The 25,749-nt window shown below is 59.5% G+C and carries 21 protein-coding genes and 2 pseudogenes; 8 read left to right on the top strand and 15 right to left on the bottom strand.

From position 1 onward, the window contains the following. Window position 1: 1 nt before the first annotated feature. From CCR94_RS18070 to CCR94_RS18050, 4 genes are all read right to left on the bottom strand, one after another. Window positions 2-1,669 carry a lipopolysaccharide biosynthesis protein gene (locus CCR94_RS18070; protein WP_104509235.1) on the bottom strand — a complete coding sequence of 556 codons (1,668 nt, stop codon included), beginning with the start codon at window positions 1,667-1,669 and terminating at the stop codon, window positions 2-4. 290 nt (window positions 1,670-1,959) lie between these two features. Beyond that, window positions 1,960-3,279, bottom strand: coding sequence for a UDP-N-acetyl-D-mannosamine dehydrogenase (gene wecC, locus CCR94_RS18060; protein WP_104509233.1), 1,320 nt, complete (start codon window positions 3,277-3,279; stop codon window positions 1,960-1,962). Continuing rightward, a complete protein-coding gene (gene wecB, locus CCR94_RS18055; RefSeq protein WP_104509232.1) occupies window positions 3,272-4,387 on the bottom strand; it encodes a non-hydrolyzing UDP-N-acetylglucosamine 2-epimerase in 1,116 nt (371 codons plus the stop codon). Before wecB ends, wecC begins: the two co-directional genes overlap by 8 nt. A 2-nt stretch (window positions 4,388-4,389) precedes the next feature. Next, complete coding sequence (locus CCR94_RS18050; RefSeq protein WP_104509231.1) at window positions 4,390-5,178, bottom strand: WecB/TagA/CpsF family glycosyltransferase; 789 nt, start codon at window positions 5,176-5,178, stop codon at window positions 4,390-4,392. A gap of 251 nt (window positions 5,179-5,429) precedes the next feature. Here CCR94_RS18050 and CCR94_RS18045 point away from each other — a divergent pair, with 251 nt between their 5' ends. Then, on the top strand, window positions 5,430-6,308 hold the full coding sequence (locus CCR94_RS18045) for a glycosyltransferase family 2 protein (protein ID WP_244594122.1): 879 nt from the start codon (window positions 5,430-5,432) through the stop codon (window positions 6,306-6,308). A gap of 42 nt (window positions 6,309-6,350) precedes the next feature. On the opposite strand, the gene CCR94_RS18040 is transcribed toward CCR94_RS18045, so the two are convergent. After that, window positions 6,351-7,616 (bottom strand): GNAT family N-acetyltransferase, encoded by a 1,266-nt coding sequence (locus CCR94_RS18040; protein ID WP_104509229.1) that lies wholly within the window; start codon window positions 7,614-7,616, stop codon window positions 6,351-6,353. A gap of 266 nt (window positions 7,617-7,882) precedes the next feature. On the opposite strand from CCR94_RS18040, the gene CCR94_RS18035 reads away from it, so the two are divergent. Beyond that, window positions 7,883-9,214 (top strand): hypothetical protein, encoded by a 1,332-nt coding sequence (locus CCR94_RS18035; RefSeq protein ID WP_206605857.1) that lies wholly within the window; start codon window positions 7,883-7,885, stop codon window positions 9,212-9,214. 85 nt (window positions 9,215-9,299) lie between these two features. Here CCR94_RS18035 and CCR94_RS18030 read toward each other — a convergent pair whose 3' ends face one another. Continuing rightward, window positions 9,300-10,280 carry a right-handed parallel beta-helix repeat-containing protein gene (locus tag CCR94_RS18030; RefSeq protein ID WP_104509227.1) on the bottom strand — a complete coding sequence of 327 codons (981 nt, stop codon included), beginning with the start codon at window positions 10,278-10,280 and terminating at the stop codon, window positions 9,300-9,302. A gap of 283 nt (window positions 10,281-10,563) precedes the next feature. Then, a complete protein-coding gene (locus CCR94_RS24680; protein ID WP_146090084.1) occupies window positions 10,564-11,151 on the bottom strand; it encodes a hypothetical protein in 588 nt (195 codons plus the stop codon). Between CCR94_RS24680 and CCR94_RS24675 the strand changes: the two genes are divergently transcribed. Then, window positions 11,152-11,532: a hypothetical protein gene (locus CCR94_RS24675; RefSeq protein WP_146090083.1), complete on the top strand. Its 381-nt coding sequence runs from the start codon at window positions 11,152-11,154 to the stop codon at window positions 11,530-11,532. 20 nt (window positions 11,533-11,552) lie between these two features. On the opposite strand, the gene CCR94_RS18020 is transcribed toward CCR94_RS24675, so the two are convergent. After that, on the bottom strand, window positions 11,553-12,623 hold the full coding sequence (locus tag CCR94_RS18020) for a hypothetical protein (protein WP_104509225.1): 1,071 nt from the start codon (window positions 12,621-12,623) through the stop codon (window positions 11,553-11,555). A 600-nt stretch (window positions 12,624-13,223) separates the two neighbouring features. Here CCR94_RS18020 and CCR94_RS18015 point away from each other — a divergent pair. Further along, entirely contained in the window at window positions 13,224-15,296 is a 2,073-nt protein-coding gene (locus CCR94_RS18015; RefSeq protein WP_275112824.1) for an acyltransferase family protein, read from the top strand. Between the two features lie 350 nt (window positions 15,297-15,646). Here the strand turns inward: CCR94_RS18015 and CCR94_RS18010 are convergent, their stop codons facing one another. The 6 genes and pseudogenes from CCR94_RS18010 to CCR94_RS17985 all read right to left on the bottom strand — a co-directional run. Beyond that, window positions 15,647-16,507, bottom strand: coding sequence for a ParB/RepB/Spo0J family partition protein (locus CCR94_RS18010; RefSeq protein WP_104509223.1), 861 nt, complete (start codon window positions 16,505-16,507; stop codon window positions 15,647-15,649). 53 nt (window positions 16,508-16,560) lie between these two features. Further along, a complete protein-coding gene (locus tag CCR94_RS18005) occupies window positions 16,561-17,376 on the bottom strand; it encodes a ParA family protein (protein ID WP_104509222.1) in 816 nt (271 codons plus the stop codon). Window positions 17,377-17,398: 22 nt separating this feature from the next. Then, complete coding sequence (rsmG, locus tag CCR94_RS18000; RefSeq protein WP_244594121.1) at window positions 17,399-17,971, bottom strand: 16S rRNA (guanine(527)-N(7))-methyltransferase RsmG; 573 nt, start codon at window positions 17,969-17,971, stop codon at window positions 17,399-17,401. A gap of 59 nt (window positions 17,972-18,030) precedes the next feature. Continuing rightward, window positions 18,031-19,902 carry a tRNA uridine-5-carboxymethylaminomethyl(34) synthesis enzyme MnmG gene (gene mnmG, locus CCR94_RS17995; protein WP_104509247.1) on the bottom strand — a complete coding sequence of 624 codons (1,872 nt, stop codon included), beginning with the start codon at window positions 19,900-19,902 and terminating at the stop codon, window positions 18,031-18,033. A gap of 16 nt (window positions 19,903-19,918) precedes the next feature. Further along, window positions 19,919-21,343, bottom strand: coding sequence for a tRNA uridine-5-carboxymethylaminomethyl(34) synthesis GTPase MnmE (gene mnmE / locus CCR94_RS17990; protein ID WP_104509220.1), 1,425 nt, complete (start codon window positions 21,341-21,343; stop codon window positions 19,919-19,921). A gap of 125 nt (window positions 21,344-21,468) precedes the next feature. Beyond that, window positions 21,469-21,972: pseudogene (locus tag CCR94_RS17985) on the bottom strand (transposase); the annotation flags it as partial. A 20-nt stretch (window positions 21,973-21,992) separates the two neighbouring features. Between CCR94_RS17985 and CCR94_RS17980 the strand changes: the two are divergent. The 4 genes and pseudogenes from CCR94_RS17980 to tnpC form a co-directional block, all read left to right on the top strand. Further along, window positions 21,993-22,747, top strand: a pseudogene (locus CCR94_RS17980) (IS256 family transposase); the annotation flags it as partial. 203 nt (window positions 22,748-22,950) lie between these two features. After that, on the top strand, window positions 22,951-23,304 hold the full coding sequence (gene tnpA, locus CCR94_RS17975) for an IS66-like element accessory protein TnpA (RefSeq protein ID WP_158254824.1): 354 nt from the start codon (window positions 22,951-22,953) through the stop codon (window positions 23,302-23,304). Further along, window positions 23,301-23,648 carry an IS66 family insertion sequence element accessory protein TnpB gene (gene tnpB / locus CCR94_RS17970; protein WP_104509218.1) on the top strand — a complete coding sequence of 116 codons (348 nt, stop codon included), beginning with the start codon at window positions 23,301-23,303 and terminating at the stop codon, window positions 23,646-23,648. Before tnpA ends, tnpB begins: the two co-directional genes overlap by 4 nt. 70 nt (window positions 23,649-23,718) lie before the next feature. Next, window positions 23,719-25,332 carry an IS66 family transposase gene (gene tnpC / locus CCR94_RS17965; RefSeq protein ID WP_104509217.1) on the top strand — a complete coding sequence of 538 codons (1,614 nt, stop codon included), beginning with the start codon at window positions 23,719-23,721 and terminating at the stop codon, window positions 25,330-25,332. On the opposite strand, the gene CCR94_RS25200 is transcribed toward tnpC, so the two are convergent. Continuing rightward, a partial coding sequence (locus tag CCR94_RS25200) for a hypothetical protein (protein WP_206605856.1) occupies window positions 25,317-25,749 on the bottom strand: 433 nt, incomplete at its 5' end. The two genes, tnpC and CCR94_RS25200, sit on opposite strands and share 16 nt — an antisense overlap.

Raw genomic sequence — 25,749 nt, 5'->3', positions numbered from 1 at the left:
ATCAGCCACGACGCTCTCCCGTGTTGAAGGCTCCAGAACTTGGACGAGGCGTCCGGCAGGCCTCGGCCAAGCTGATTATCTTCGGTTCAGACGTCGTCGGGGTGAGAGATCCGCGCGTCGCGGCCGAGTTGACGTCTGTCTCTTTGGACATGCCGGGTCCTCCAGCCTCAGCTTTGTCTCGCTGCGGCCTGACGACCGGAGCCGGAGCAGACGCGGCGGCGCGCCCGAACGATGGGATCGACCCGCCGCACGCGGCAACCACCTCCGTCAGCAGCGGGTGATCCGTGGCGGCGAGCGCGGCCAGCCACGCAAAGGCGACGAGAACTCCGCCGACCGCGAGGCTCGCCAGGGGGCCGAGCCAGCCGGCCTGCAAAGCCGCGGCGCCCACGGCGGCGGCGCAACCGCAGGCGGTCGCGACGAGCGCGCTCTTGCGCAGCGCTCTGGCGATCTCCGCCACCTCGACGTCGAGCCGGCGGCAGATGAAGAACATCGACACCGCCGCCTGGAACGGCATTGTCAGCAGGGTAGACGCCGCCACCGCCTCGATGCCGAAGAAACTCGAGGCGAACATCACCATCAGCGATGGCGGCAGCGAGATCAGCGCGGAAGTCAGCGCGTCGCGGACGTGGCCAGCGGCGACGAGGATGGGGTACGTCAGGTAGCCGGCGAACAGCGCGAGAGAGCCGGCGCTGAGCCAGCCGACCAGCGGCGCGGCGTCCAGCCACGTCGGGCCGAGCCAAAGCTCGATGAGCGGTCGCGCCAGAATTGCGACGCTGAGCAGGAACGGCCATTGCAGCGCCGACATCAACGCGATCGACTTCAGGTAGATGAGCTTGAGGTCCTCGCCGGCGCGGGTCTGCGAGGCGACAGCCGGCATGACTGCGGGACCGATCGCCTGACCCACCAGGCGGTCGAACAATTGGGTGATGGTGACCGCTCTGCTGTAGAGGCCGACCGCGCCGAAGCCGAGAATGCGCGCGAGAAGAAATTGCGGCGCAGTGTTGAAGACCATGTTGATGAGCGCGAGGCCGCTCGAATAAAGTCCAAAGTGGATGACTTCGCGATGCCCCTCCAGCGAAGGAGCAAAAATGCGGAGGCTCCGGCGCGCCCATATGAAATAGAGCGCCTGTGCGGCGCTGCCCGCTATCTGGCCCCAGACCGGCGCCAGATAGCTATAGCCTTTGAGCGCGAGCACGACCGACGTTGCGGCGAAGGCGACGCTGCCCACAAAATTGCCGACCGCGATGACGCCAAACATGAGATCGCGTCGAAAAAGTGCGAGCGCTATCGTCGAAAATGGCGTGACCGCGAACCCGAGCGCAGCGATCTTGACGCCAGCCCCCACGCCCTCGACCTTGAACCATCCGCCGATGGCGTCCGCCATCAGATAGAGCCCAAGGCCCATCGCGATCGAAAGGGCGAAGGTAACGGTAAAGGCCGTTCTTACATAAAGGTCGGAGAGCTCCGCCTTTTGAATGATATTGTTCGCGCCGCCGAATTCGTGCGTGGTCAGCGCGATCACCGTCGTCACTGCGCCGACGACCGCATAGACGCCGAATTCCTCTGGGCTCAGCAATCGCGCCAGCGCCGCCGTTGTAAAGAACAAGATGACAATATTGGCGTAACGTTCGACCGCGGACAGGACGAAGGAACGGTGGAGCGGGGTCATCGCGGACTCCGGAACTGGCGCCGGGCGCCGACAAGGCGGCTCGTGTTCATTTCGGGCTCAAGCCCTCGCTCTTTCCGACGCGAGCGCCTGAACTGGACCTCCAGGCGCCACCGTCCGCCCGGCGTCGGCGACCATGGGTGACGCCGCCGCCTCCCGCGCTTCGACCGCGCGCAGCCCAGCGCTGGCGGCGAGGTCGCGAACAAGGTTTGGGGTCCGGTAGCAGTTACCCACGACACCCGCGCCGATCTGGCTGGCATGCATGCGCTGTCCTCCCGCAATCGCTTTCCGCATCAGGCGCGCGCTGGCAAATCCTGCCAGACGCCGCGGGTGTCGAGGACGTCGAGGTGGCGCCGGTCGGCGAGCGGAACCATCTTGAATTCATCGTGATCGACGAGCAGCACCGCGATCTCGCAGCGGCGTAGCGCCGTGTCGATGTCCATGAATTCGACTCCGAGTTCGGTGAGCTCCGTGAGCGGACGCCGCAGGTTCGGTTCGACGACCTTGATCCGCGATCCGTATTTGGCTGCGAGATGGCGCGCCACCTCCATCGCCGGACTCTCGCGCAGATCGTCGATGTTCGCCTTGAAGGCCAGGCCGCAGCAGGCCACATCGGCGTAGGGGCGTTCCTCGATCAGGGCTTCGGCGCGTTCGATGACCTGTTGCGTCTTGTTGTTGTTGACCTCGCGGCTGGTGCGCATCAGCCGCGTGAGGTCGGGCGCGGAATCGATGATGAACCAGGGATCGACGGCGATGCAGTGGCCGCCGACGCCGGGGCCGGGCCGCAGCACGTTCACGCGCGGGTGACGGTTGGCCAGATCGATCACTTCCCAGACGTTGATGCCGAAGCGGTCGCACACCATCGACAGTTCGTTGGCGAAGGCGATGTTGGTGTCGCGAAAGGCGTTCTCCGTCAGCTTCACCAGTTCGGCCGCGCGGGCCGTGGTGGGCACGCAGGCGCCGCGCACGAAACTCTTGTAGAAGCGCTGGGCGCGCCGCGTGCAGGCGGGCGTCACGCCGCCGATGCAGCGGTCGTTGTTGATGAGTTCGGTGAGGATGCGCCCCGGCAGCACGCGCTCGGGGCAATAGGCGACGTTGATGGTGGCGTTGGCGGTTTCATCGGGGCCATGGCCGTTCGCATGTCCGTTGCCGTTCGGGCTACGGGCGCCGTGGCCATTCGCTCCGACGTGGAGGTCGGGCCGCCGCTCGACGATCTGCGTCGCCACGCCTTCGGTGGTCCCAATGGGAGAAGTCGATTCCAGGATCACCAGATTGCCCGGCTCCAGCACATCCGTGATGCTGTCGACCGCGGCGCGGACCATCGAAAGGTCGGGGCGGTTGTCGGCGTTGACGGGCGTGGGCACCGCGATCATGAACACATCCGCGGGCTGCGGTCTGGTCGATGTCGTCAGCGCCCCGCTCGACACCACTTTCGACACGAGACCGTCGAGGTCCGGCTCCGAAATGTGGATCGTGCCGGAAGCGACCGTTCGCACCACATGCTCATTGGTGTCTACGCCATGCACCTGGATGCCCCGGCTGGCGATGAGGGCGGCGGTGGGCAGGCCGATGTAGCCCAGTCCGATGACGGAAACCTTCTGGAACTCAAGCATGGAGGAGAACCTTGACAATTCGCTCGCTGGCGTGTCCGTCGCCGAACGGATTATGCGACCGCGCCATGGCCGCGTAGCTCTGTTCGTCGTCGAGCAGCCGGAAGGTTTCCCCGACGATCTTGTTGTAGTCGGCGCCGACGAGCAGCGCCGTGCCGGCTTCCAGACCCTCGGGACGTTCCGTGGTCTCGCGCATCACCAGCACCGGCTTGCCGAAAGTCGGCGCCTCCTCCTGCACGCCGCCGGAGTCCGTCAGCACCAGATAGGACATCGAGAGCAGGCTGACGAAGTCGGTGTATTCCTGCGGCGAGATCAGGGTAACGCGCGGGTGGTGGGCGAGGCGCGAGGCGAAGATGTCGCGGACGTTGGGATTGGGATGCACGGGCAGCACGATCGCGACGTCCTCCCGAGCCAGGATCGTCTCCAATGCCTTGACGATGTTGAGCACGCCGCCGCCAAAGTTCTCGCGACGGTGGCAGGTCACAAGGATGAGACGCCGGTTGCCGTGCTGCTCCCTGACGCCGTCCCAGCGCGACGACATGCAGGGATCCGCCTCCACCATCGCCTTGGCGAGAATCAGCGCGTCGACCACCGTGTTGCCGGTGACGTGGATGCGCTCTTCCGGCACGTTTTCGGAGCGCAGCGCGCTGGCGGCGCGCGGCGTCGGCGCGAAATGCTGGTCTGCGATCGAGCAGACGATTTTCCGGTTCACCTCCTCCGGGAAGGGCGCATAGATATCGCCGCTTCGCAGGCCGGCTTCGACATGGGAGACGGGAATGCGATGGTAATAGGAAGCCAGCGCGCCGATCATGGCCGTCGCGGTGTCGCCCTGCACCACGACGCGCGTCGGCTTCACGCGACCGAGAACCTCGCCGATTTCGTTCAGCAGGCGCGCCGAAAGATGGTCGAGGGTCTGGTTCGGCGTCATCACGTTCAGATCGACGTCCGGCGCAATCTGGGCGAGTTTGAGCACCTGGTCGAGCATCTCGCGGTGCTGCGCCGTGGCGCAGACCGTCACGGCGACATTTTCCGCCTTCAGCCGCTGGATCACCGGAAAAAGCTTGATGGCTTCCGGGCGCGTTCCCAACAGAACGAGAATATGATCTTTCACTTTCAGCCTCCGACCCGACTTGCGGGCGGCGCGAGGCCGCCGTCCATTATCGATTTCAGCCGCTGGCGGATGAAGGCTTGCGCCAGTATGGCCGCAAACAGCGTGTTGGTTCGGGCATAGCGCCACCACATGCGGCGCGGCTCCTGGAAGACGCGGTACAGCCACTCGAAGCCGAGCCGCTGCACCAACCGGGGCGCGCGGCGCACGACGCCGGCGAGCACATCGAACGATCCGCCGACGCCCATGACGAAAGGCGTCGCGAGGTCATCGCGATGCGCGGCGAGAAACCTTTCCTTGCGCGGCGTGGGCATGCCGATGAACAGGCAGTCAGCGCCGCTGTCGCGGATCATGTGGACGACGGCGGGCTCCTGCTCCCGCGTGAAATAGCCGTGCTGCAAGCCCGCGAATTCGAGACCGGGATGACGCTCGGCGGCGCGCGCGGCGGCGCGCTGCAGCACATCCGCGCGGGCGCCGAGGAAGAAGGGCCTGAACCCCTCGCGCGCGCAGAGTTCGAGAAGCTCCGTGAGCAGATCGACGCCGGCGACGCGCGCCTTGACCGGCAGGCCGAGCGCGCGCGCCCCCCAGACGATGCCCATGCCGTCCACGCCCACGAGGTCGCTGTTTGCGACATCGGCCGCGAGGGTCGGGTCCGAGCGCATGTTGACGAACTTGGCGACGTTGAGCGCGACGTGCTGAAGGCGCCGCCGGCTTAGCATCGCATCGCGCGCCCGCTCCACGGTTTCCGCCATGGAAAGCACGTCGATGGGACATCCCAGGAACGACAAGCGCATCCGTTATCCCCCTCGTTCACGCTGGCGTCTGGCATGAGAACCGGGCGTCCGGCGCGCAGCCGGTTAAGCCGATTTAACAAGAACGATAATAATCAATTATTATTTAATTGCAACCCGGCAAGATTTAAATTTTAATTGGTGGGCTCGGTTTTTATCGTTCAGGAGCCGTGGCGTGGCGCGCCTTGCCATGATCGCGGGACATGCGCAGATTCGGAGTATTGTAAATGTCATTAAATATGCTTGCGATAAGCGTGATTATCCCGCATCTCAACCAGCCCGACGCGCTCGACGCCTGCCTTTCCAGTCTTGAGGCGCAGTCGCTCGATCGCGACCTGTTCGAGATCGTCGTCGTGGACAATGGGTCTTCGGCTCCGCCCGCCGATGTGATTTCGCGTCATCCGGGCGTGCGTCTGCTTGAAGAGAAGCGCCCTGGACCCGGCCCGGCCCGGAACACCGGCGTCGCCGGGGCGCTCGGCCATATTCTCGCCTTCATTGACGCCGATTGCCGCGCCCACCCGGACTGGCTCGCGAGCATAAGCTCGACTTTGGCCTCATCGCCGCCGGGCGTCGTGCTGGGCGGCGACGTCCGCATCTGGCGCCCGAACGCGAACCGCCCCCGCGCCATCGAGGCTTACGAGAGCGTGTTCGGCTACCGCTCCCAGCTCTATATCGAGAAACATGGCTATGCCGGCACGTTGAACCTCGCCATGCATCGCGAGGATTTCGACCGCGTCGGACCGTTCGCGGGAATCGAGATCGCGGAGGACATGGATTGGGGCAAGCGCGCCTGCGCCGCCAACGTGCAATTCCGCTACGTGGCGGAAATGGTGGTGTTCCACCCTGCCCGCGCCTCAATGACCGAGCTTTACGCCAAGTGGGATCGGCATATCGCGCATTACCGGCGCATGGCGGAAAGCGACCCGGCATGGCGCGTGCGCTGGTTTGTTCGCGCTCTGCTCGTGCTCGCCTCCCCGCTCGCCGGCGCGCTCACCGTCATGACCAGCGACCGGATCGAGGGGTTGCGCGAGCGGCGCCAAGCCATCGCCGTGATGGGCGCGGTCCGGTGGCACCGGGCCTTGACCATGCTGTCGTTGCTTCGCCGCGAGCCCCGGGTGGCCTGGAACCGCTGATCGCTTCAGGAACTCCCGACCCTTGCCTGTGGCGTCGGTCGATCATGCGCCTTCGGCGGCCCTGCTGCGAAGCCAGCGCTTCAGCTTCTGCGCCAGCGGCGCCAGCCATCTCGAATGCCGAACCGCATGGCTCGCGGCGCCGACCGCCGATCGCAACGCGTTGACGGCAAGCGGCTTCAGACGCGGCGCAAATATGTAGACCGGCGACTCCTCGACGAACCTGTTCGACAGTTGCTCCTTGTAGACCGCGTCGCCGGGGCCGAAGTCGAACAGCCGCGCGCCCGCTGCTTCCGCGACCAGCGCGTCCATCGCCTCCAGCAGCAGATACATGCCGGGCGCATAGTCCGCATGGGCCGGATCGAACGCGAGATAAGTGCTGATGAAGACCTCGTCGCGCAACGAACCGATCCAGAAGGCGCTGGGTTGTCCGTCGAGACAGAGGACGAAGCCGCGCAGCCATCCCTTGCGCGCCTCGAAAGCAAGCCGCGCCTCAATGAAAGACGAGCGCGAGAAACCCACGCCGATCCCCCTTTGATAGGATTTCGCAGCGATGCTCTCGACGGTCGCCATGAATTCCGACAGGCAATCGGGCTGATGATACCGCTTGATCTCAAACGCCTTGAAGGCGCGTTTCAGCTTTGACCTCCGACGGCGATGTCGCGCTTGCATACTCACGGAAAGCTGGTCCAGGAAGGCGCCCGTCGCGCCGGTCACGTCGCGAAAGCGGTGAACGATCGGGTGGACCAGTCGGTCGGCGCAAAACCAGGGCGCAAGGGTGCGGGCGCATGCGACCAGAGGCGAACGCAGGTCGATGGATTCCAGCATGGCGGCGTCGGCCTCGCCCGCCTTGAGCGCTTCGAGGATGCTGGAGATGAGGCTTTGCGCGTGTTCCGGGTTCAGATCTCCCAAGAAGCCGCCGTGCACGATGCGCAGGATCTTGAGCGTGGGAACGGGAAGCGAGACATATCCGGCCCTGACCGGAATCCTGGCCGCGTCGATGCGGCCGGCGAGCAGCGCCACCGGGCTTTCGCCGTCGAACAGGACCACGACGTGGGGTCGGAGGCAGCCCTCGATGTGCTCGGTCACGAATAGATAGAAGTCGAGGTCGCAGTCGCGGCCGGGCGCACACGCGGTCCAGAAGGCTCGGAACGGTTCGATTTCGTCGCGGCTGCGCAGCACTTGCAAGCGGAAGTCGCCCGACAGGGTCGCGCCGCCGCGCTCCGCGTCGGGCTTGGCGAGACGCGCGCGCGTGGACGCGCCAGAAACGGTCTCATCAAGGAACGCTGGCGCGTGATTGAACTGAGTCATTGGCGGTCATGCTCCAGTGAGGAGGTCCCGACCGGCCTCTCGCGGCTCACGGGCTTTGACGCTGGTCATTCGGAACCCGTTAGACGCGGCAGACCGATCAGCCCTCCAGCGCCTTGCGGCGAAGCGATGGATTAATTTTGATTCGTATATTTTATCTTTTCGACTGTCATCTATTTAATTAGATTTATTTGTGCCATTTTGGCGATCTGTTGGAAGAGGTTGAACTTCGGCGTCGTCGAACGCGCCGAGGAAGGGAGCGCAGCAGCGTGCGCAGAAACCGGGAATTACGCCTTGGCGACGTCTCCGAAGCCGCAGTCCCCGCGAGGAACGCGAACGCCGGCGTTGTCGCTCTCATCATGACTTCAATGGCGGTTCCGTCGAGCCTGACATTTTATATCGGCGATTCCAAATTCTACGCGGCCCGGCTTATGGTCTCGATCCTTTTTATCCCCGCGCTGTTGCAAATGTTTGGCAAGGGACGGCGTTTCGTCGCATGCGACGCGTTCGCGCTCCTTGTGGGCGCATGGATGGTCGCAGCGCCGATCATCGGTGGCCGCTATGAATCCCTGTCGTCCGCGCAGGCGCTCGTGGTGGAGTTTTTGGGGGGATATTTCGTCGCACGCGGCTTCATTCTTGGACGCGCGGCCGTCGAAGGGTTCGTAAAGGCGTTGAAAGTTCTGGTTGCGATAGCGGTTGCGGCCGCGATGCTGGACCATATTTCGGGACGCCTGCTGCTCAACAGCTTGATCGGGCCAATAATCGGCATGCATCTGGCGTGGGAGCCGGAATATCGCGGATCGCTCCTAAGGGCCATGTCGATTTTTCCGCATCCGATCCTTTACGGCGCCTTCTGTACCGTGTCGGGCGCCCTGTTCATCTATGCTCGGCAATGGACGTTCGTTGGCGTCTCCATTTTGGGTTGCGTGCTGGCGATGTCGTCGGCGCCGCTCCTTGTCTTCGGCATCGTCATTGCTGTTTATTGCTATGATGCCCTTCTGCACCGATACGCTTGGCGATGGCGTGCGTTCACGGCGATGGTCGCCTGTTTCTTTGCCTATATCTGGATTGTCACCGAGCACCCTTTATCGTGGATCATCGCGAATTTGACGTTCGATCCTGCGACCGGCTATTTCCGCATGGGAACGTGGGACCGGGCCTTTTACAACATCGGGCTTTCGCCACTGACGGGTTATGGCTTCGACGAAATTGGATTTTCCGTGGAAAAGGACGTTTTCGACATCGCGACTGTCGACGCGGTTTGGCTGGTGATGCCGCTGAGGTTTGGAATTCCCATCATCCCCCTGCTGCTGCTGGCCAATATAAGCGCCTATTTTGGCGGCGCCGGCAAACGCGGCCGTCAGCCGCCAAGAGACGATGACATGCAGAACCTCGGAACCGGCTTCACGCTGGCCATCTGGGTTTTCATGCTCGTGGGACTGACCGTTCACTTCTGGAACGCGATGTGGCTGCTCTGGGGCGTTATCCTTGGGATTCGCGCCGGCTTCAAGGAGGACGCGGCCGCAGCGCGGACGAACGCCGGGGCCTATGTGACCGGGGGGATGTCGCCATTGGCCGCGGGCGATCTGGCCGCGGAGTGATGGAGAGAAAGCATGGCGCAGGCGCTCTCCCCTCGGCGGCGAATGCTCGAACGCGTTGAGCGCCGCGCGAGGGCCGATGCGCCGCTCATTGGCGCCGACTATCTTCCACCACTGCGCCGTTGGTCATATCGACGTTATGAATGAAGACGGACAGCGGACTCGAGTCGTCCGGCCCCGAGTTCGGGTAAACGAAGCCATAGGCTTTGGAAGCGTCGTAATAGTTGTCCCGAACCGTCATCGTTCCCGAAAGGGTTTTGATGTCCATGGACGTGAAGAAAGTGCAGGAGCCGATCATCACATTGTGGGTGATCTCGCCGCGCTGGTAGGCGTCCGTCATAAGGCCCTGCGACATGGCGCCGGCCTGAGTGGTCATATTGTAGTTGATCTCCACCGTGGCCGGGCCGGACGTGAGAAGCTGGGTGTAGTCGCCGTGCGAGCCGGGCGACAGACCGCCATTCTGGATCAGATTGTGTGCGATCGTGATCGTGCTGCCGGATCCGCCCCCCTCCTGCTGAATCATGTCACCGCCGGAATCGTGCAACCAGCAATGGTCGACGGTGAAGCTGTCGCCACTATAAGTAATGAGCCCACCCGAAGGACTGGGGTCGCGCCCGGCGCCGTTGATCGTGCAATAGACGACGAACAGGTCGGACGCCCCCGACGTTCCGTAGATCGGAACCAGATTGTTGGAGCCAACGACGAAGTTGCAATTTTTGATCGTCGTGTTTGCCGCCTGAACATTGACCTGCCAACCGCCGCCGCCAGAAAAATCGTAGCCGTTCAGCGTGACGTTGCTCCCGGTCACCTTGACGATGTGGTGGACCGCATCGACCGATACCCCGGCCATCGAGATCGTGGAAGGGTCCTTCAGCATCAGCCCGTCCGGGACGCCGACATGGTAATGCACGCCGGCGACGCGCCATGTCGGGACATTCGCTCCGTAGGACTTCAGCACGTTCGGAACTTGCGGCGCTCCGGCCGACGCGTTGGACGAGCCATCCCCGATCGCCACGGCCGCCGAAGCCACGCTGGCCGTTCTTGGCGCCGAGCCCAAAAACGCCGCCACGGATATGCTCAGTCCGAGGGCCTTCAGCGGCGAAATCCGCCATAGGCGCGGGCCAGACTTTCCGCTTAACAGACGACAGCCGCAGGATTCAGATTTCATGCAAATCAGCCTGCGGAAGAGAGCACGAAGAGATATCGAGCATACTTTCAAGACGCCGCTCCCTTAGGGAAACCGGAGCAGGTTCCAACTCGAAACAACATTCGTTTCCGAAAACCTCGTACCTTTTGGCAATGTGCGCTGGCCGACGCATTGTCTTGATAAGTCGGCGTCTCTCGCGGCCGAATCAATGTATCTCAATTGGCGCCCGCAGCGACATGTCGGTCGCCGAAGCGACGAACTTCCCGACGAAACTCCCGGGATCGACCTCATCCGGGTTGATCAAGGTGCGATCCAGCCTATATTTGTGGCGGACCCCGAACGAGAGCAACTTTTGTGCGGCCACGCGATAGGCGTAAGGGCCAACCAGTTCGTGCAGAGCCTTCTTCCATTTCGGTATGTCCTGCGCGTTCCATCGGCTCCAGTCTTTGGCTTCAAACCGTGTCCAGGTGTCTTCATAGTCGGACTGAATCACGCTCAACTGATCCACGTCTTGCGACTTGGTGGAAAACACCACCATCATCATCTGTTTTTCGAATGGAATTTCGCTGCGCCGCTTGAGCGCTGCCGGGCGCTGTATCAGATGCCAAAGCTTCGGACTGGACGTGTCGACCAGGAAAATGCTCGTGTTGCGGAAGCCATTGCGCTCACTGAAGACGCTATAGAAGAACTCCGGCGAATACTGAAACAGGCCGTGCGCGGGAAAACCGTTCGCATTGGTGACCACCAGGATCTTGCCGCCCGGTTTGATCATCTTCACAATGTTTTCGATCACTTGCGCGACATCGAAGACGTGCTCGATCGTTCCGAAGTCCAGGAATGTATCGAATTGGTTGTGCAGGCTTTCCGGAACCGGGCGATTGAAATCATGGATGAACGATGCGCCTTCAAAGGCGGACGCGTCTATGGACGTTATGGTCCTGGCCCCGAGTTTTTGCAGCAGAGGCTCGCAGAAGTCGCCGAGCGCCAATGTCTCGTCATAAGCGAAATCGAAATTGTTTCGCAGCGTATCGAATTCCTGTTTCCAGAAATGGATCTCGTGCCGGCCGAGCGTCACCGTGCTCGTAAAATCGAAATCATAGACGCGATATGCAAAATTCAGCGCGCGAAGGCCCGTCAAATCAATACCCATGATCCACCTCATGTCGCGGCCTGACGCAAGCCGCCCGAACCGACTTACGCGCCAAGCGGATTCCAGACTTTCGTGAAACCGGATGCCGCGTAATAGGCCCGCCTGCGCGCGCCACGGACCATGCGAAGCGCCTCGCGCGCGAGCGACGACGACACGGAACGTGGCGGCGCGATCGGACCTTGCGGTGTGAGCCAGGCGCGCACATGCGGATGTGCCGCGAGCGTGTCCAGCAGACTGGGCCACAGCGCGGGATCCATGGAATCGTGGAAGTGGAGCACTTCTACGCCAGCCACTTTGGCGGCATCGTAATTTTCGGGCAGGAAACTGCATACTGGGAAATTGTGCGAATCCGGTATCGCCTTCCACGCCAGCCCCAGCCGAAGCGCGGTGAGCCCCAGTACGACTTGATCCATGAAGTGCAGCTGCAAATGCGTCTTGGCCACATGCCGGTCGAGGAAGGTCTTGCAATCGGCGAGGTACGCCTTGCCGAGACCTGTTTCGCGTCTGTACACGAACACACCGGAATTCCAATAGAATCGAATTCGATGCCCGTCTCCGGTCTGAAGCCATGGCAGATCGTCGGCGACTTTTCCGAAAACGGCGGCGGCGCGGCTCCAAAATGCGTCGTTGGGATCAGTCGGTCCGTGAGATCCTATCACTCCGGCATCAGCGGCGCTGGCGAGGAAATCCACCCCGGGCGTCAGTTCCAGCTCGCTGGGCTCTTGAAGAAGCAGAATGTCGCTGTCGAGCCAGGTGATCGCCTCCGTCGCAACGTTAGCCTCTACTGCGGCGAGCGCTTCCGCTTTGTTCATGTAACCGTGCCAAGCATAGGGGGTGTTTGGCGAAACGCGCAGATGCCTGATGCCGAGTTCCTCCATGCGGCGACGGGTCTCGGGCGCAAGCGGTGGAGAAAGCCGTGGTGTGACGGCGATGACGTCCAAATCCGCGAAGCGACCGCCAAAGCGGCGCAGGCTATCCACCATCCGCAGCGTGAGCGGCTCCAGCACCCCCGACTCGATGCATAGCGTAATCGTCATCGAAGGCGGTCCGACGACGTCGCCATTGCCGTTGCCGTTGCCGTTGCCGTTGCCGTTGTTTTCCGGATAGTCGCTCACGTCGTCCCCTCGCTCGTACCCGAAACCAATCACCGTCGTTCGCTCGACAGGTCAATTGGAATGAATTTGCGGCGCACATTATTAAATGTCAATTCAAATCAAGATAAATTAAATCTTTACATTGAAAGGGGCGCCTTTTCCGCGATCAAGACAGAGGGCCCGGCGCGGCGGCGCGCCAGTGGCGCCCCTAGTCGCCATCGATACGACGACAGCTTCCGGCCAGCCGGACCGAGCGCAAAATCATTTGCCGGAGAACGAGATGATCGTGGCTTTTCACGCCAGGCTCTCTCTCGCCGGCGACGCGCCAGGCAGGGGAGTGAATATTTTATGTTTATATTCCGAGTTGATTTTAATCAGGGATCGATTTAATATTTAATAATCCGCGTCTCATAGCGCAAAGACAAGCGCAAAAGGCGAAGCTTGGTTCAAGCTGGAGTTTTTTGAGAATGCCGCCACTGAGTTTCGATGTGCTCGCGACGTCGCTCCGCAGTTCGCCTCACCGGAACGCGCGATGCGCCTGAAACGAAAGAGTGCCTTCTGCCGACTTGTAACTCTTGGTGATGGGAGCCTTGCCTTGCCCCGAACAATGCGGCAATCGCGGTGATTCGACCGCTCCAAACGACGCCCGACCATAAGCCCGGCATCGCTCCGGCGCCACGGAGCGGGGAGCAGGCTCCGCCGTTTCGCGCGGAAATCGAGGGAATGCGCGGCGTCGCTGTGCTGCTGGTTCTGCTCTACCATTGCACTTTTCCTCTTTGCGCGGGCGGTTATGTCGGGGTGGACGTCTTCTTCGTCATTTCCGGCTATCTCATTACGCGCCTGCTGCTTCACGACCTCGACAGCGAAGCGTTTTCCCTGAAAGCGTTTTACATCCGGCGCCTCCGGCGACTGTACCCGGCGACCGTGGCGACCACAGCCCTGACCGTTGTCGCGGGCGTGATCATCCTCTCACCTCCTCATTTGAAGGAACTGGGGTCTTCGTCGATCGCGACGTTATTATCTGTTTCCAACTTTTATTTTTCGAGCGCCGGCGGCTATTTCGCGACCGCGGCCAAGCTCAAGCCGCTGCTTCACACATGGTCCCTGGGCGTGGAAGAGCAGTTCTATCTCGTCTGGCCGCTTTCGTTTTGGCTCATTTACAGGATCAGGCTCTTCCGGAGGTTCTCTTTTGTCCTGATCGGAGCGGCATGCGTTTGTGGACTCCTGCTCTCGCAATTCTGGATCGGACGCAATCCCGCCCAAGCCTATTTCCTCTTGCCCTTTCGGGCGCATCAGTTGCTCATCGGGGCGCTTGCCGTCGAGGTCGAGCGCAGGCTGCGGCCAATTGATGCGAGCGCCGCTCAGTGGCTCTCGGGTCTCGGCCTCGCGGCATTGGTGGTGTGCGCCGTACTCTTCGACGAAAGCACGCCGTTTCCCGGGTTCGCCAGCGCCGCGCCCGCGCTCGCAACATTTCTGGTCGTCGTCGCGGGCTCCGCGCACGCCGTCAATCGCCTCCTCATCCTGCCGCTGCTGACATGGGTCGGCAGGCTGTCGTACTCCATCTATCTCGCCCACTGGCCGATCGTCGTCTATGCGAGATACCTCCACGGGGATCAGTTCGAGACGATTGAGAAGTGGTTGCTCCTGGTCGCTTCGATTGCGGCGGGCGCGCTTCTGCACTACGGCGTGGAAAAGCCATGGCGGCTCGGCGCCGGCGAACGCCGATGGCGCGAGGCGGCGGGAGTCGGACTCGCCGGCTTCACCGCAATCGCACTAACGGGCGTGCTGGTCATGACCAATGGCTGGCCGCAGCGGATGGCGCTGGCTCCCGAGAAGCGGGACTACGCCGAGGAGGTGGAATTCGCATTCCTGCGCGGCTATCGCGACGGCGTGTTGAAGGAAGGAACTGCGGAGAGCGGCAGGAAGGTGCTGATATTCGGCGATTCGATGATGCAAAACTACGTTCCGGCTTTGATGGGTATACCGCAATTTCGAGCGGCCGACGTGACTGTCGTGACTCGCGGGGGATGCGTGCTCGGATGGGGCGCGTTGCGAATCGTCAATCATGGAGTTGACCGGGAATGCCGCTTGTTCCGCGATACCATATTTCACGGCAAGTCGCGCTACGATGTGGTTGTCTGGGCGCAGAACTGGGCCGGCTATGGCGGGACACTCTTCGTTGAACGCGGGTCTGGTGTAGCTCCCGCCACTGGAGACGGCGTCGCCCTCTGGCGGGAAATCATCGACGGCACGCTGGCGCAACTCACGCGCAGATCAGGAAAGGTCGTGATGATCGGGCCGCCGCTCACAATAGAGGGCATTCCGGAGACGCTGGACCGCATCGGACCCATTACGGACACGCGGCAGATAACAGCGGCGTTGACGCAATTGAGGGAGGTTCGCGCCGGAGAGCGCGATCGCCTCCAGGACAGCCTGCGCCAGATAGCCGGCGACGCACTCCTGATTGACCCCAGGGCGATCGTTTGCCCCACGGGCTCTTGCCGGCTGCACGACGACCGCACCAGTTACTTTCTTGATTCCAATCATTTTACAGCGGCAATGACGCCGGTCATCGCGCCATTGCTGCAACAACAGGTGGCGCCTGCGCTTCTGGTTCTATCCGTTCGCGGTTTCGAAGACAGAACACGTCGCGTCTCTGCAGGGTCTGCTGAATCCTGGAGTTCGCAGCGGTGACGATTTTCCGGCCAAGCCGGGGGACTTCATGTGTCCATGGCTATGAAAATATGTGCATAGATGGCGCGGTCGTGGTGGTTTGTAATGGCAATGCCATCCCCCAGACGCGCGACGGTCCACGCGAGCCAAGGCAATGAGCAGACTTCATGGGGATTTTTCTGGCGCGCGGTCTTGCGTTCCAGCGAGGCGCCATTGTCTTCGACGGGTTCAATCCAATGATCGTCGAGAATATCGCTCGCCAGTTGTGAGCTGGCGTCGCGTTAATCCATGAATCGGATGATCCGCGCGGCGGCTCCGAATGACCCCGGATGACGAATCCCGGCGACCCGTTTCGCAATGTGGCAGTGCGATTAAGAGAGCAGCTTGCTAGTAATCAGATCGAACTGTTCGATCGCCGTAAATTTTAAGGTAATAGTTCCGGCCTCACCGCGCGTGGTTACGCTGAACGCGACGCCCAAGGCATCGGAAACTTCCTTTTCGATTCGCTTTATGTCTGGAGCTTTTTCGCTCGGATTTTTCAAGGGTTTCTTTTCTGCCCCCTTGGCGGCGACCAAGCGCTCTACGTCGCGAACACTTAGACCTCCATCAACGATACGCTGGATGACCGAACTGGGGTCATCCAACGACAACAGAGCTCGGGCGTGACCAGCGGATATCCGGCCGTCGACCACAAAAGCCTGCGTAGTTTCCGGCAGTTTGAGCAATCTAAGGGTGTTCGTGACGTGACTTCGGCTTTTCCCCAAGAGTTTTGCTAAGTCGGCCTGACTGTAAGAGAACTCGTCAATCAAACGATTGTACCCCATAGCCTCTTCAATTGCATTGAGATCGGATCTTTGTACATTCTCGATGATCGCAAGCTCAAGCGACAGACGATCGTCTGCTTCAACCACAACGACCGGCACCTCATGTAAGCCCACCCGTTGCGCAGCTCGCCAACGTCGTTCGCCAGCAATGATTTCATAGGCATTATGAACGCCTTGCAATTCACGAACGAGAATAGGCTGAATAATTCCACGTTCACGGATTGAGTCGGCAAGTTCCTGAAGGCTCTCGTCGGGGAAATGTTGCCGCGGATTTCGCGGGTTGGGTCGCAGGAATTCAATTGGGGCTGTTCGCTGGCCAGCAGCGCCACCCGTAGCCTCAATTGGAAGATTTTCTCCAATGAGGGCGGCAAGACCTCGTCCCAATCTAGGACGCGCGTCGTCAATCATCTCATTACCCCGAATAATCAAGGTTAGTCACCTTGATGAACCAGCTGTATCAATCACGCTGCGCGCAATTCGCGCTCTCTTTGTATAACCTCCGAAGCAAGCTTCAGGTAGGCCTGAGAACCAGTACACTTCAGGTCATAAAGCAGAACAGGCTTGCCATATGATGGAGCCTCCGAAACACGAACATTGCGCGGTATAATAGTTTCGTACACTTTCTTACCCAAGAAAGAGCGAACATCTGCCACGACTTGGCTCGCAAGATTATTTCGCCCATCGAACATAGTCAAGACGACACCATGAATTGTTAAAGCAGGATTAAGGCTGCGCTTGACATGTTCAACGGTAGATAAAAGTTGTGATAAACCCTCTAACGCAAAGAACTCACATTGCAACGGAACCAATACACTATCACTTGCGGCCAAACCATTTATCGTTAGTAGATTTAAAGAAGGCGGGCAGTCAATAAGTACATACGTGATCTTATCTGAACGACTTTTATTATCATTAGCGAAGACCGCCAAAGCGTGTTTCAACTTGAATGAACGATCAACATGATCGGCGATAGACAGTTCAAGACCCAATAGGTCCATCGTGGATGGCACGATATATAGACGTGGAACAACTGTTGACTGAATAGCGGCAGCTAGTGTTTTTTGACCGGTCAGCACGTCGTAAGTCGACACTTTTCTCTTCGACGGGTCAATGCCGAGGCCCGTGGATGCATTTCCTTGGGGATCCAAATCTACAATTAAAACGGTCTCACCGATTGCCGCGAGCGCGGTTCCGAGATTGATTGCCGTAGTCGTCTTTCCCACACCGCCTTTTTGATTGGCGAGCACAAGAACTCGAATACAGTCTTGATGTTCCATTTTTCGCTCCAGACGGCGCGTATTAACTTTTCAAGCTCTGCACGATTACGATTCTCGCGGCAGGGTCGGTAAGACTCGTTACCGTCTCATAAGTGACGCTATCGCGACCGGAGAGGTTGGTCAATTCAGCCGCCAACTCTTTCCCCTTGAAAAACAACCCGCGCCCCCCTTGAAGGAGCACGGGGCGAGCATAGCCTATCAAAACTTTCAGCGGCGCGAGAGCCCTAGCCGAGATGATGTCAAATCTTATCATAGAGATTAGTTCAGGAACTACGCGTTCAATTCGATCGACGTGAATTTGAACGGAGGCGCCGGTTTCACGTGAAACTTCCGCCAAAAACGCCGCTTTCCGTCTATCCGACTCCACCAAATGAACAACTCGACCTGAATCTGCGGCAGTTAACGCGATGACCAACCCAGGGAAACCAGCGCCGCTCCCGATATCTATCCAATTATTCCAAGCTCCGGCAAGTGGGGCCAACTGCAAAGAATCAGCGAAGTGTCGCTCCCAGATGCGATCAACTGTTGAACTGCCGACCAAATTTACCGTTCGTTGCCATTTCCGGAGAATCGCTTCGTATATTTCCAATCTCATGCGCTGCTCGTCCCTCAGAGCCAATCGCAAGTGATCCCTCACTCTCTGCTCTTGAGCGCTCATTGCTTCGAAGCCTTCTCTTTGAGAGCCTCCCTCTTCGTCCAAGCAAGGAGAATCGTTAGCGCCGCAGGCGTGACCCCTTCAATCCGGCTGGCTTGGCCAATACTGACCGGGCGGGTGTCCTTTAGCCTCGCTCGCACCTCGTTTGACAGGCCTACTATAGAATCGTAATCAATGTCCGAGCATAGTTTCAGCGCCTCGTCCCGTAGCAAATTCGAGACCATTGTCGTTTGTCTTTCAAGATAAACTGAATACTTTGCATCATTTTCTATTTTATTAACCACCTTTTTGTTGAAAGCGCAGAGTTCAGGCCATATCACGGCCAAGTCTGAAAATGCAATGCTTGGGTATGATAGGATAGAAAATGCCGACCGCCTAACCCCGTCCATATTGATGGGCAAATCTAGCTTTTTTGCGTGCGAAGGCGATAGCGTGTGGTTTGTTAGAATGGTTCGGAGCCTGACTGCCTGCTCTTGGCTCTCTTGAAAGAGTTTAGCTCTCGGGGGCTTAACGCAACCAATAGCGATGCCGCGTGGCGTCAATCTCTCGTCCGCATTGTCACACCGCAGGGACAATCTAAATTCCGCCCGTGACGTAAACATTCTATAGGGTTCACTCACTCCGTGCGTGATCAGGTCGTCTATCAGGACACCGAGATATCCATCGGATCGACTGAATGTCGCTTCCTGACATTTCGTAAGACGCAGAGCAGCATTCAGTCCAGCAACAAGTCCCTGCGCCGCCGCCTCTTCGTACCCAGTTGTTCCGTTGATCTGGCCAGCAAGATATAAGTTTTTTACCTGCTTGGACTCCAGCGTGGGCCTTAACTCACGTGGATCCACAAAATCGTATTCGACCGCATATCCGGGGCGCAGTATTTTCACACGTTCGAGGCCGGGAATCGTACGAAGAAACTCACCTTGGACATTCTCCGGCAAGGATGTCGAAATCCCATTCGGGTAAACAGTGTTGTCGTTTAGCCCTTCTGGCTCCAGAAATACCTGATGAGTATCGCGATCACTGAAACGGCAAACTTTATCCTCGATTGAAGGGCAGTACCTTGGCCCGCGACCCGAAATTTGACCGGAATAGACGGGCGCTCGGTGGATGTTTTGCCTAATTATGTCGTGGGTTTTTTGTGTGGTGTGTGTAACTCCACAAGAAACTTGATCGTGCAAAACGCGATCGGAAAAGACCGAAAAGAATTCCGGTTGGTCGTCGCCAGGTTGGCGTCCTATAAGATTCCAATCGATCGAATTGCGATCCAACCTCGGCGGGGTTCCAGTTTTCAAACGGTTGATCTTGAAGCCAAATCGAGACAACGTTGCGCTTAGATCAACGGACGATGTGTCACCCATCCGCCCTGCTGGCCAGGACTTCTCGCCGATGAATATCCTTCCATTCAAAAAAGTCCCCGTCGTCACAACAACAGCGTCACAAACCAAGTCTTGACCGTCATGCATTTGCACGGTGAATTGGCGATCCCGTCCACGCTCCAAATTTACGACTGTTCCTTCGGTTATGGTAAGATTCGCTTCGTTCTTCAACAATGCTACGATCGCTTGCCTATACAACATTCGATCGACTTGGGCACGGGGTCCTCTTACGGCTGGGCCTTTTGAACGGTTCAAAAGACGAAATTGGATTCCGGCAGCGTCGGCAGCGCGCGCCATCAACCCGTCAAGCGCGTCAATTTCACGAACCAGATGACCTTTACCCAAGCCGCCAATAGCCGGATTACACGATAATTCGCCGATTGCTGTTACCCTTTGCGTCACCAATGCAGTTGCCGCGCCTACGCGCGCGGACGCTGCTGCAGCTTCACAGCCCGCATGGCCTCCACCGATTACGACGACATCGAACTCTCGAATTTTCAACGTTTGGCGCCTATTTTCCTATGCAGAAGCGCGAGAATATCTCACCTAGTATGTCTTCTACACCAATTTTTCCAATGAGAATTTCCAGTTCGAACATCGCCTCCCTAAGGGCGGTCGCAACTACCTCGGGAAACATTCCAACGGAGATTTGGCTTAGCGAATTGCGCGCTCTCTCGAGCGCTGCCATCTGCCGTTCGTTTACGATAACGTCGCTTGTTTCGCCGACAACGTTGCTAGCAACAAACTCGCTAAGGCGCCGAACCAACTCGTCAAGGTTATATCCTGACAACGCGGAAATGCAGAGGCCACCGTCATCATGATCTGCGTCAGAAATTTTGAGATTGTCATTTAGCAGTGGTTCTTGAGCCTTGATGTCATACTTGGTGTATATCCTCCATACCGACGATGAACCCAAATGTGCCGCCGGAGACACAATATTGCGGTGGTCGCACAACCAAAGAATGAGATCGGCGGTTTGCGCCCGCTCGATAGCGCGGTTTATGCCTATTGATTCAATCAAATCATCAGATTTGCGAATACCAGCGCTGTCAATAATATTAACTAGGTATCCATTCATATCCAAACGAACTTCAATAAGATCCCTAGTCGTTCCTGGTACTTCTGATACTATTGCGATATCTTGACACGACAACTCATTAAGAAGAGTTGATTTTCCGGAATTTGGTGGACCAGATAGCAGAACAGTAACACCACTACGCAATATACTTCCTCTAATTTTATTAGATATTATATTTGATATAGAATTTACTATATTTTGTGAACTTTTTATAACAAAAGACTCATCATAAATTTGTATGTCTTCTTGATCTGAAAAATCTAGGCTACTTTCAACATGTGCAATCACATCAATTATTTGTGTCCGCCACTCGTCGAGTATACGCTGGAATTTCCCAGAGAGGCCATTGATACCCAATATTCGCTGCTGCTCGGTTTCTGCGGAGATAAGATCACCGAGCGATTCAACTTCAATGAGACTCATCTTGCCGTTTTCGAGAGCGCGGCGGCTAAATTCACCTGGTTGGGAAATCCTGGCGCCGGAAAATTTACCGAGAACTTGGACGAGTTTGGCAACGATTGCTCTCGACCCGTGAACCGAAAATTCAGCGCAATCTTCGCCGGTAAAACTAGCTGGCCCAGGGAACCAAGTGACCAAAGCATGATCAATGATACTATTCGAAGCCGGATCGCGGAGTTGGACCAAAGACGCCGTTCTTGGTCTCGGAAGTTTGCCTGCTATCGCATTAACAATCTTTGACGTCTGGCTCCCTGAAAGTCGCACAACTGCGAGCGCCGCCCGACCGTGAGCTGTGGCCAAGGCGAAGATCGTTTCTGGCTCTTGTTCGAATTTCATGGAGTCCTCCAAATCGGGATAGGGGGAGCCTCGCAGTTCCTCCTCTTCCACACCACCGTTCATGGGCGTCCTCACACAGCCGTATGGTATCGAACGTCACAGAAGCAAAGCCAATTCTGCGATCGTGCTCCCACGCGTGGCGCAGGTGACCGTAGGCGCCGTCGTTTTCCTGGCGAAACCGGGATGCGTCAAGCGGCCGCGACGGGCAGGCTGACGAGCGGATCATCGCTCAATGGCGCCATTGTCTCAAGCGTCATGTAACGGCTTCGCTGCACCGCCCATTCATCGTTGGCTTCCAGCAGGATCGCGCCGATCAGGCGGGTGATGGAGTCTTCGTTGGGAAAGATGCCGACGACTTCGGTGCGCCGCTTGATTTCGCCGTTGAGGCGCTCGATCGGATTGGTCGAGTGCAACTTGGTCCGATGCGCCGCCGGGAACGCCATGTAGGCGAGCACGTCGGCTTAGGCCTCGTCCATCAAGGCGGCGAGTTTGGGCGTCTTTGGCCGCAACTGGTCGGCGACCTTGCGCCATTGGCCGCGGGCGGCCTCGGCGTCGTCCTGGGCTAAGGCGGTGGCGATGAACGCCGAGAGGACGCGTCGCCCGCTCTTGGTGGCGTTAGCCAGCACATTCCTCATGACCCGAAGGGCCGTGAAGTGCAACCATGCGAATTGGACGCGGCAGCACTGCCAGCTGAAGGTCAGCATAAGACAAGCTTTATGGGCTGGAAGTCTCGTCGGACCTGATTTCGACGGTCACCGATGCGGTTCCGGAAACAGTCGCAGAATGCCAGAACCGCCCTCTGGAAGGCATGTATCCGCTGGTTTTCTTCGACGACCTGCGCTTCAAAATCTGCGACGAGGGGCTGGTTCCCAACAAAGCCATCTATGTCGCACTTGGCGTCCGGCCTGATGAAACCAAGGATATTCTGGGCCCGTGGCTCGAGACTTCGGAGGGCGCCAAATTCTGGCTGCGTGCGACGAATGAGCTGAAAGACCGAGGCGTTGACGACATTCCCATCGCCGTTGTCGATGGCCTAAAAGGTTTTCCGGACGCGATCAACGCGGTGTTTCTGCAAACGATCGTGCAGACCTGCATCGTGCATCTCATCCGTAATTCGATGGATTTTGCGTCATGGAGGGACCGCAATGCGGTCGCTGCGGTGCTGAAGACCGTCTATCGGGCGAACGACGCCGACGCGGCGGCAGCGGCGCTCGACGCTTTCCACGCCGGGCCATGGGGACGGAAATACCCTTCGATCGCCCAGAGCTGGAGACGAAACTGGGCGCATGTCATCCCGTTTTTTGCCTTTCCGGTCGCGGTGCGAAGGATCATTATACGACCAACGCCATCGAATTCCTGAACGCGAAGCTGCGCCGCGCGCACGCGAGGCCATTTTCCGACGGACGACGCAGCGTTGAAGCCAGGTCGCGGGACAATGGAAAAATGCCACCGCGCGAATGGCGCTAGGCTACGACCCAATTCGCCATCACGTTCGACGAAAGGTTCGTCACGGCGTGATGGTCAACCCGGTCCACACACAAAATTTCGGACACTCCCACAGTATCCTTCCGGCGTGACGCGCCTTGCGGGATTCAGGCCCGCGGAGCGATTCTGCGCAGCTATATCGGCTTTATGAGCGAGGTTAGCTGCGCAGCATGGGACGTATGACGGTGATTTCCGGCGCCGAGCGGCGCCGGCGGTGGAGCGACGAAGACCGGGCGCGGATTCTTGCTGCCATTTCCGAGCCCGGGGCGGTGATCGCGGAAGTGGCGCGTCGCGAAGACGTTTGCACGAGCCTTGTCTTCAAATGGCGCCGCGAGATGCGCGAAGCAGTTGAAGCGGATGCCGGTGGATTTGCGCCGATCGTCATTGAGCCGGCGCCGGCGGCGGCGCCCTCGCCGATATCGTTGAGCAACTCGGCTTCCGCCGTCATCGAGGTGGAGATGAAGGACGCGCGCGTGCGCATCCACGCCGGCGCGCCGTCGTCGGCGATCGCGGCGGCCTTGAAGGCTTTGCGATCATGATCCCAATCCCCTCGGGATGCCGCGTTTGGATCGCCATGGGCCACACCGACATGCGCCGGGGCATGCAGGGCTTGGCGCTTCAGGTGCAGGAGCAGTTGAAGCGTGACCCCCATGCCGGCGACCTGTACGTCTTCAGGGGGCGCCGAGGAGATCTGGCGAAAATTCTTTGGCATGATGGCGTCGGCCTATCTCTGTATGCGAAGCGATTGGACCGCGGAAAGTTCGTCTGGCCTTCGGCGAAAGACGGCGTGGTTTCGATCTCGGCCTCTCAGATGGCCTGCATGCTTGAGGGAATTGACTGGCGAAATCCGCAATTGACCTGGCGGCCGACCAGCGCCGGATGAGGCGGAAAATTCTGGGGTCGAACGCATTTTGGGGCGCCTCGAATCGCGCGATTTATGATTCACTCGCGTCATGGACGCCGCCAGCCTCGCCCTTGCCGAAGAAAACGCCGCGCTGAAAGCGGAACTGGCGGTGGCGCGGGCGAAAGCCTCGGAAGACACGGCGCTGATCGCGCAGCAGAAGCTGCGGATCGCCCTGCTGGAGCGCCAGGTCTACGGACAAAAGTCGGAGCGCTCGGCGCGCCTGGTCGATCAATTGGCGCTGGCGTTCGAAGAGGCGGAGGCCAGCGCCACGGAAGACGAACTGGCGGCGGAAAAAGCCGTCGCCCACACCACGACCGTGCGCGCATTCACGCGCAAGCGCCCCGACCGCAACACGTTTCCCGACCATCTCCCGCGCGAGCGCGTGGTGATCGAAGCCCCGACGACCTGCGCCTGCTGCGGCGGCAAACGGCTGCGCAAGCTCGGCGAGGAGGTGACGCGGACGCTGGAAACGCAGCCGCGCCAATGGAAGGTGATCGAGACGGTGCGCGAGAAGTTCACGTGCCGCGATTGCGAGAAGATCAGCCAGGCGCCCGCGCCCTTCCACGCCATCCCGAGGGGATGGGCCGGGCCGAGCCTGCTGGCGATGATCGTGTTCGAGAAGTTCGGCCAGCACCAGCCGTTGAACCGTCAGGCCGAACGCTACGCCCTGGAGGGCGTGCCGATCGCGCTGTCGACCATGGCGGACGCGGTGGGGTCGGTCTGCGCGGCGCTCGCGCCGATCCGGCGGCTGGTGGAGAAACACGTGATGGCGGCCGAGCGGCTGCACGGCGACGATACGACCGTGCCCGTTCTGGCCGCTGGCAAGACCGACACAGGTCGATGTTGGGTCTACGTGCGCGACGACAAGCCCTTCGGCGGCGCCGGGGCGCCGGCGGCGATGTTCTATTACTCGCGCAATCGCCGGGGCGAGCATCCGCGGGCGCATCTGGCGAACTATGCCGGCATCCTGCAAGCCGACGCCTATGACGGCTACGGCAAGCTCTATGAGGCTGGCCGAAGGCCCGGCCCGATCCGAGAGGCGGCGTGCTGGACGCACGCGCGGCGCCCGTTCTTCGCCATGGCCGACATCGAGGAAAACGCCCGTCGCAAGGCTGCCGGCAAGAAGGAAATCCCGTTGTCGCCGATCGCCATCGAGGTCGTGCGCCGCATCGACGCGCTGTTCGAGATCGAGCGGTCAATCAACGGCAAGAGCGCCGCGCAGCGTCTGGCGGTTCGACAAGAACGGAGCCGGCCGCTGGTCGAGGATCTCCAAACCTATATGCGCGAGCAGGCCGCCCGGCTGTCGCGCGGGCATGATCTGGTCAAGGCGATCAACTACATTCTCAAGCGTTGGGCCGCCTTCACGCTTTTCCTCGAAGATGGCCGCGTTTGCATGTCCAACAACGCCGCCGAACGAGGCTTGAGAGGGATCGCTCTGGGAAGAAAATCATGGTTGTTCTGCGGTTCGGATCGCGGGGGCGAGCGCGCCGCGGCGATGTACAGTCTGATCGCCACCTGCAAGATGAATGGCGTCGATCCGCAGACCTGGCTGGCCGACGTCCTCGCCCGCATCGCAGGCCACCCCGCGCACCGGTTGGAGGAATTGCTGCCCTGGAACTGGACGCCAGGAACAAAGGCGATTTCCGCTCAGGGGGCGGCTTGAGCATGCCAGCAGCCACAATCTCCCAGACTGAAAAAGCCAGCGTCACGGCGGCTTGTGAACGATTGATTGCCGAATACCTTCGGCCGCGTTTCCTGCCCGCGATCCGGTCGACGGAGTTCAACTATCCCATCGACATCCTCGGCAAGTGACGCGGAGCCAACTATCGCTTCATCGTTCGCTATCGCTCCGGATTCGAGGACAACCTTGGCGAGGAGTTCGATGCTCCTTTCGCGCGCCTGGACTGGATCAGCCGCGATCGCTTCAACATCCAGTGGCATCGCCACACCGGACAGTTGCATTGCCTTAATCGTGGCCTCACTCTCGCCGAAGCCATAAAGACGTTCAAGTCCGATGGCGTCCTGCACCCCGCTGTATAGCCTCAAACGCCGATCCCTGCGGCCCACGGCGGAGGGATAC

Origin of the sequence: Rhodoblastus sphagnicola (assembly GCF_002937075.1) — a bacterium.
Classification (GTDB): Bacteria; Pseudomonadota; Alphaproteobacteria; order Rhizobiales; family Beijerinckiaceae; genus Rhodoblastus; species Rhodoblastus sphagnicola.
This window is presented reverse-complemented; position numbering and strand designations above follow the sequence as displayed.

Excerpts from the sequence above, each read along its gene's own strand:
- mnmE (WP_104509220.1), bottom strand. The coding sequence starts at position 21,343 with ATGAACGGTGGTGTGGAAGAGGAGGAACTGCGAGGCTCCCCCTATCCC.
- CCR94_RS18070 (WP_104509235.1), bottom strand. The coding sequence starts at position 1,669 with ATGACCCCGCTCCACCGTTCCTTCGTCCTGTCCGCGGTCGAACGTTAC.
- CCR94_RS18010 (WP_104509223.1), bottom strand. The coding sequence starts at position 16,507 with ATGATTGACGACGCGCGTCCTAGATTGGGACGAGGTCTTGCCGCCCTC.
- CCR94_RS18040 (WP_104509229.1), bottom strand. The coding sequence starts at position 7,616 with ATGACTCAGTTCAATCACGCGCCAGCGTTCCTTGATGAGACCGTTTCT.
- CCR94_RS18050 (WP_104509231.1), bottom strand. The coding sequence starts at position 5,178 with ATGCGCTTGTCGTTCCTGGGATGTCCCATCGACGTGCTTTCCATGGCG.
- tnpC (WP_104509217.1), top strand. The coding sequence starts at position 23,719 with ATGGACGCCGCCAGCCTCGCCCTTGCCGAAGAAAACGCCGCGCTGAAA.
- CCR94_RS18005 (WP_104509222.1), bottom strand. The coding sequence starts at position 17,376 with ATGGAACATCAAGACTGTATTCGAGTTCTTGTGCTCGCCAATCAAAAA.
- wecC (WP_104509233.1), bottom strand. The coding sequence starts at position 3,279 with ATGCTTGAGTTCCAGAAGGTTTCCGTCATCGGACTGGGCTACATCGGC.
- rsmG (WP_244594121.1), bottom strand. The coding sequence starts at position 17,971 with ATGAGATTGGAAATATACGAAGCGATTCTCCGGAAATGGCAACGAACG.
- tnpB (WP_104509218.1), top strand. The coding sequence starts at position 23,301 with ATGATCCCAATCCCCTCGGGATGCCGCGTTTGGATCGCCATGGGCCAC.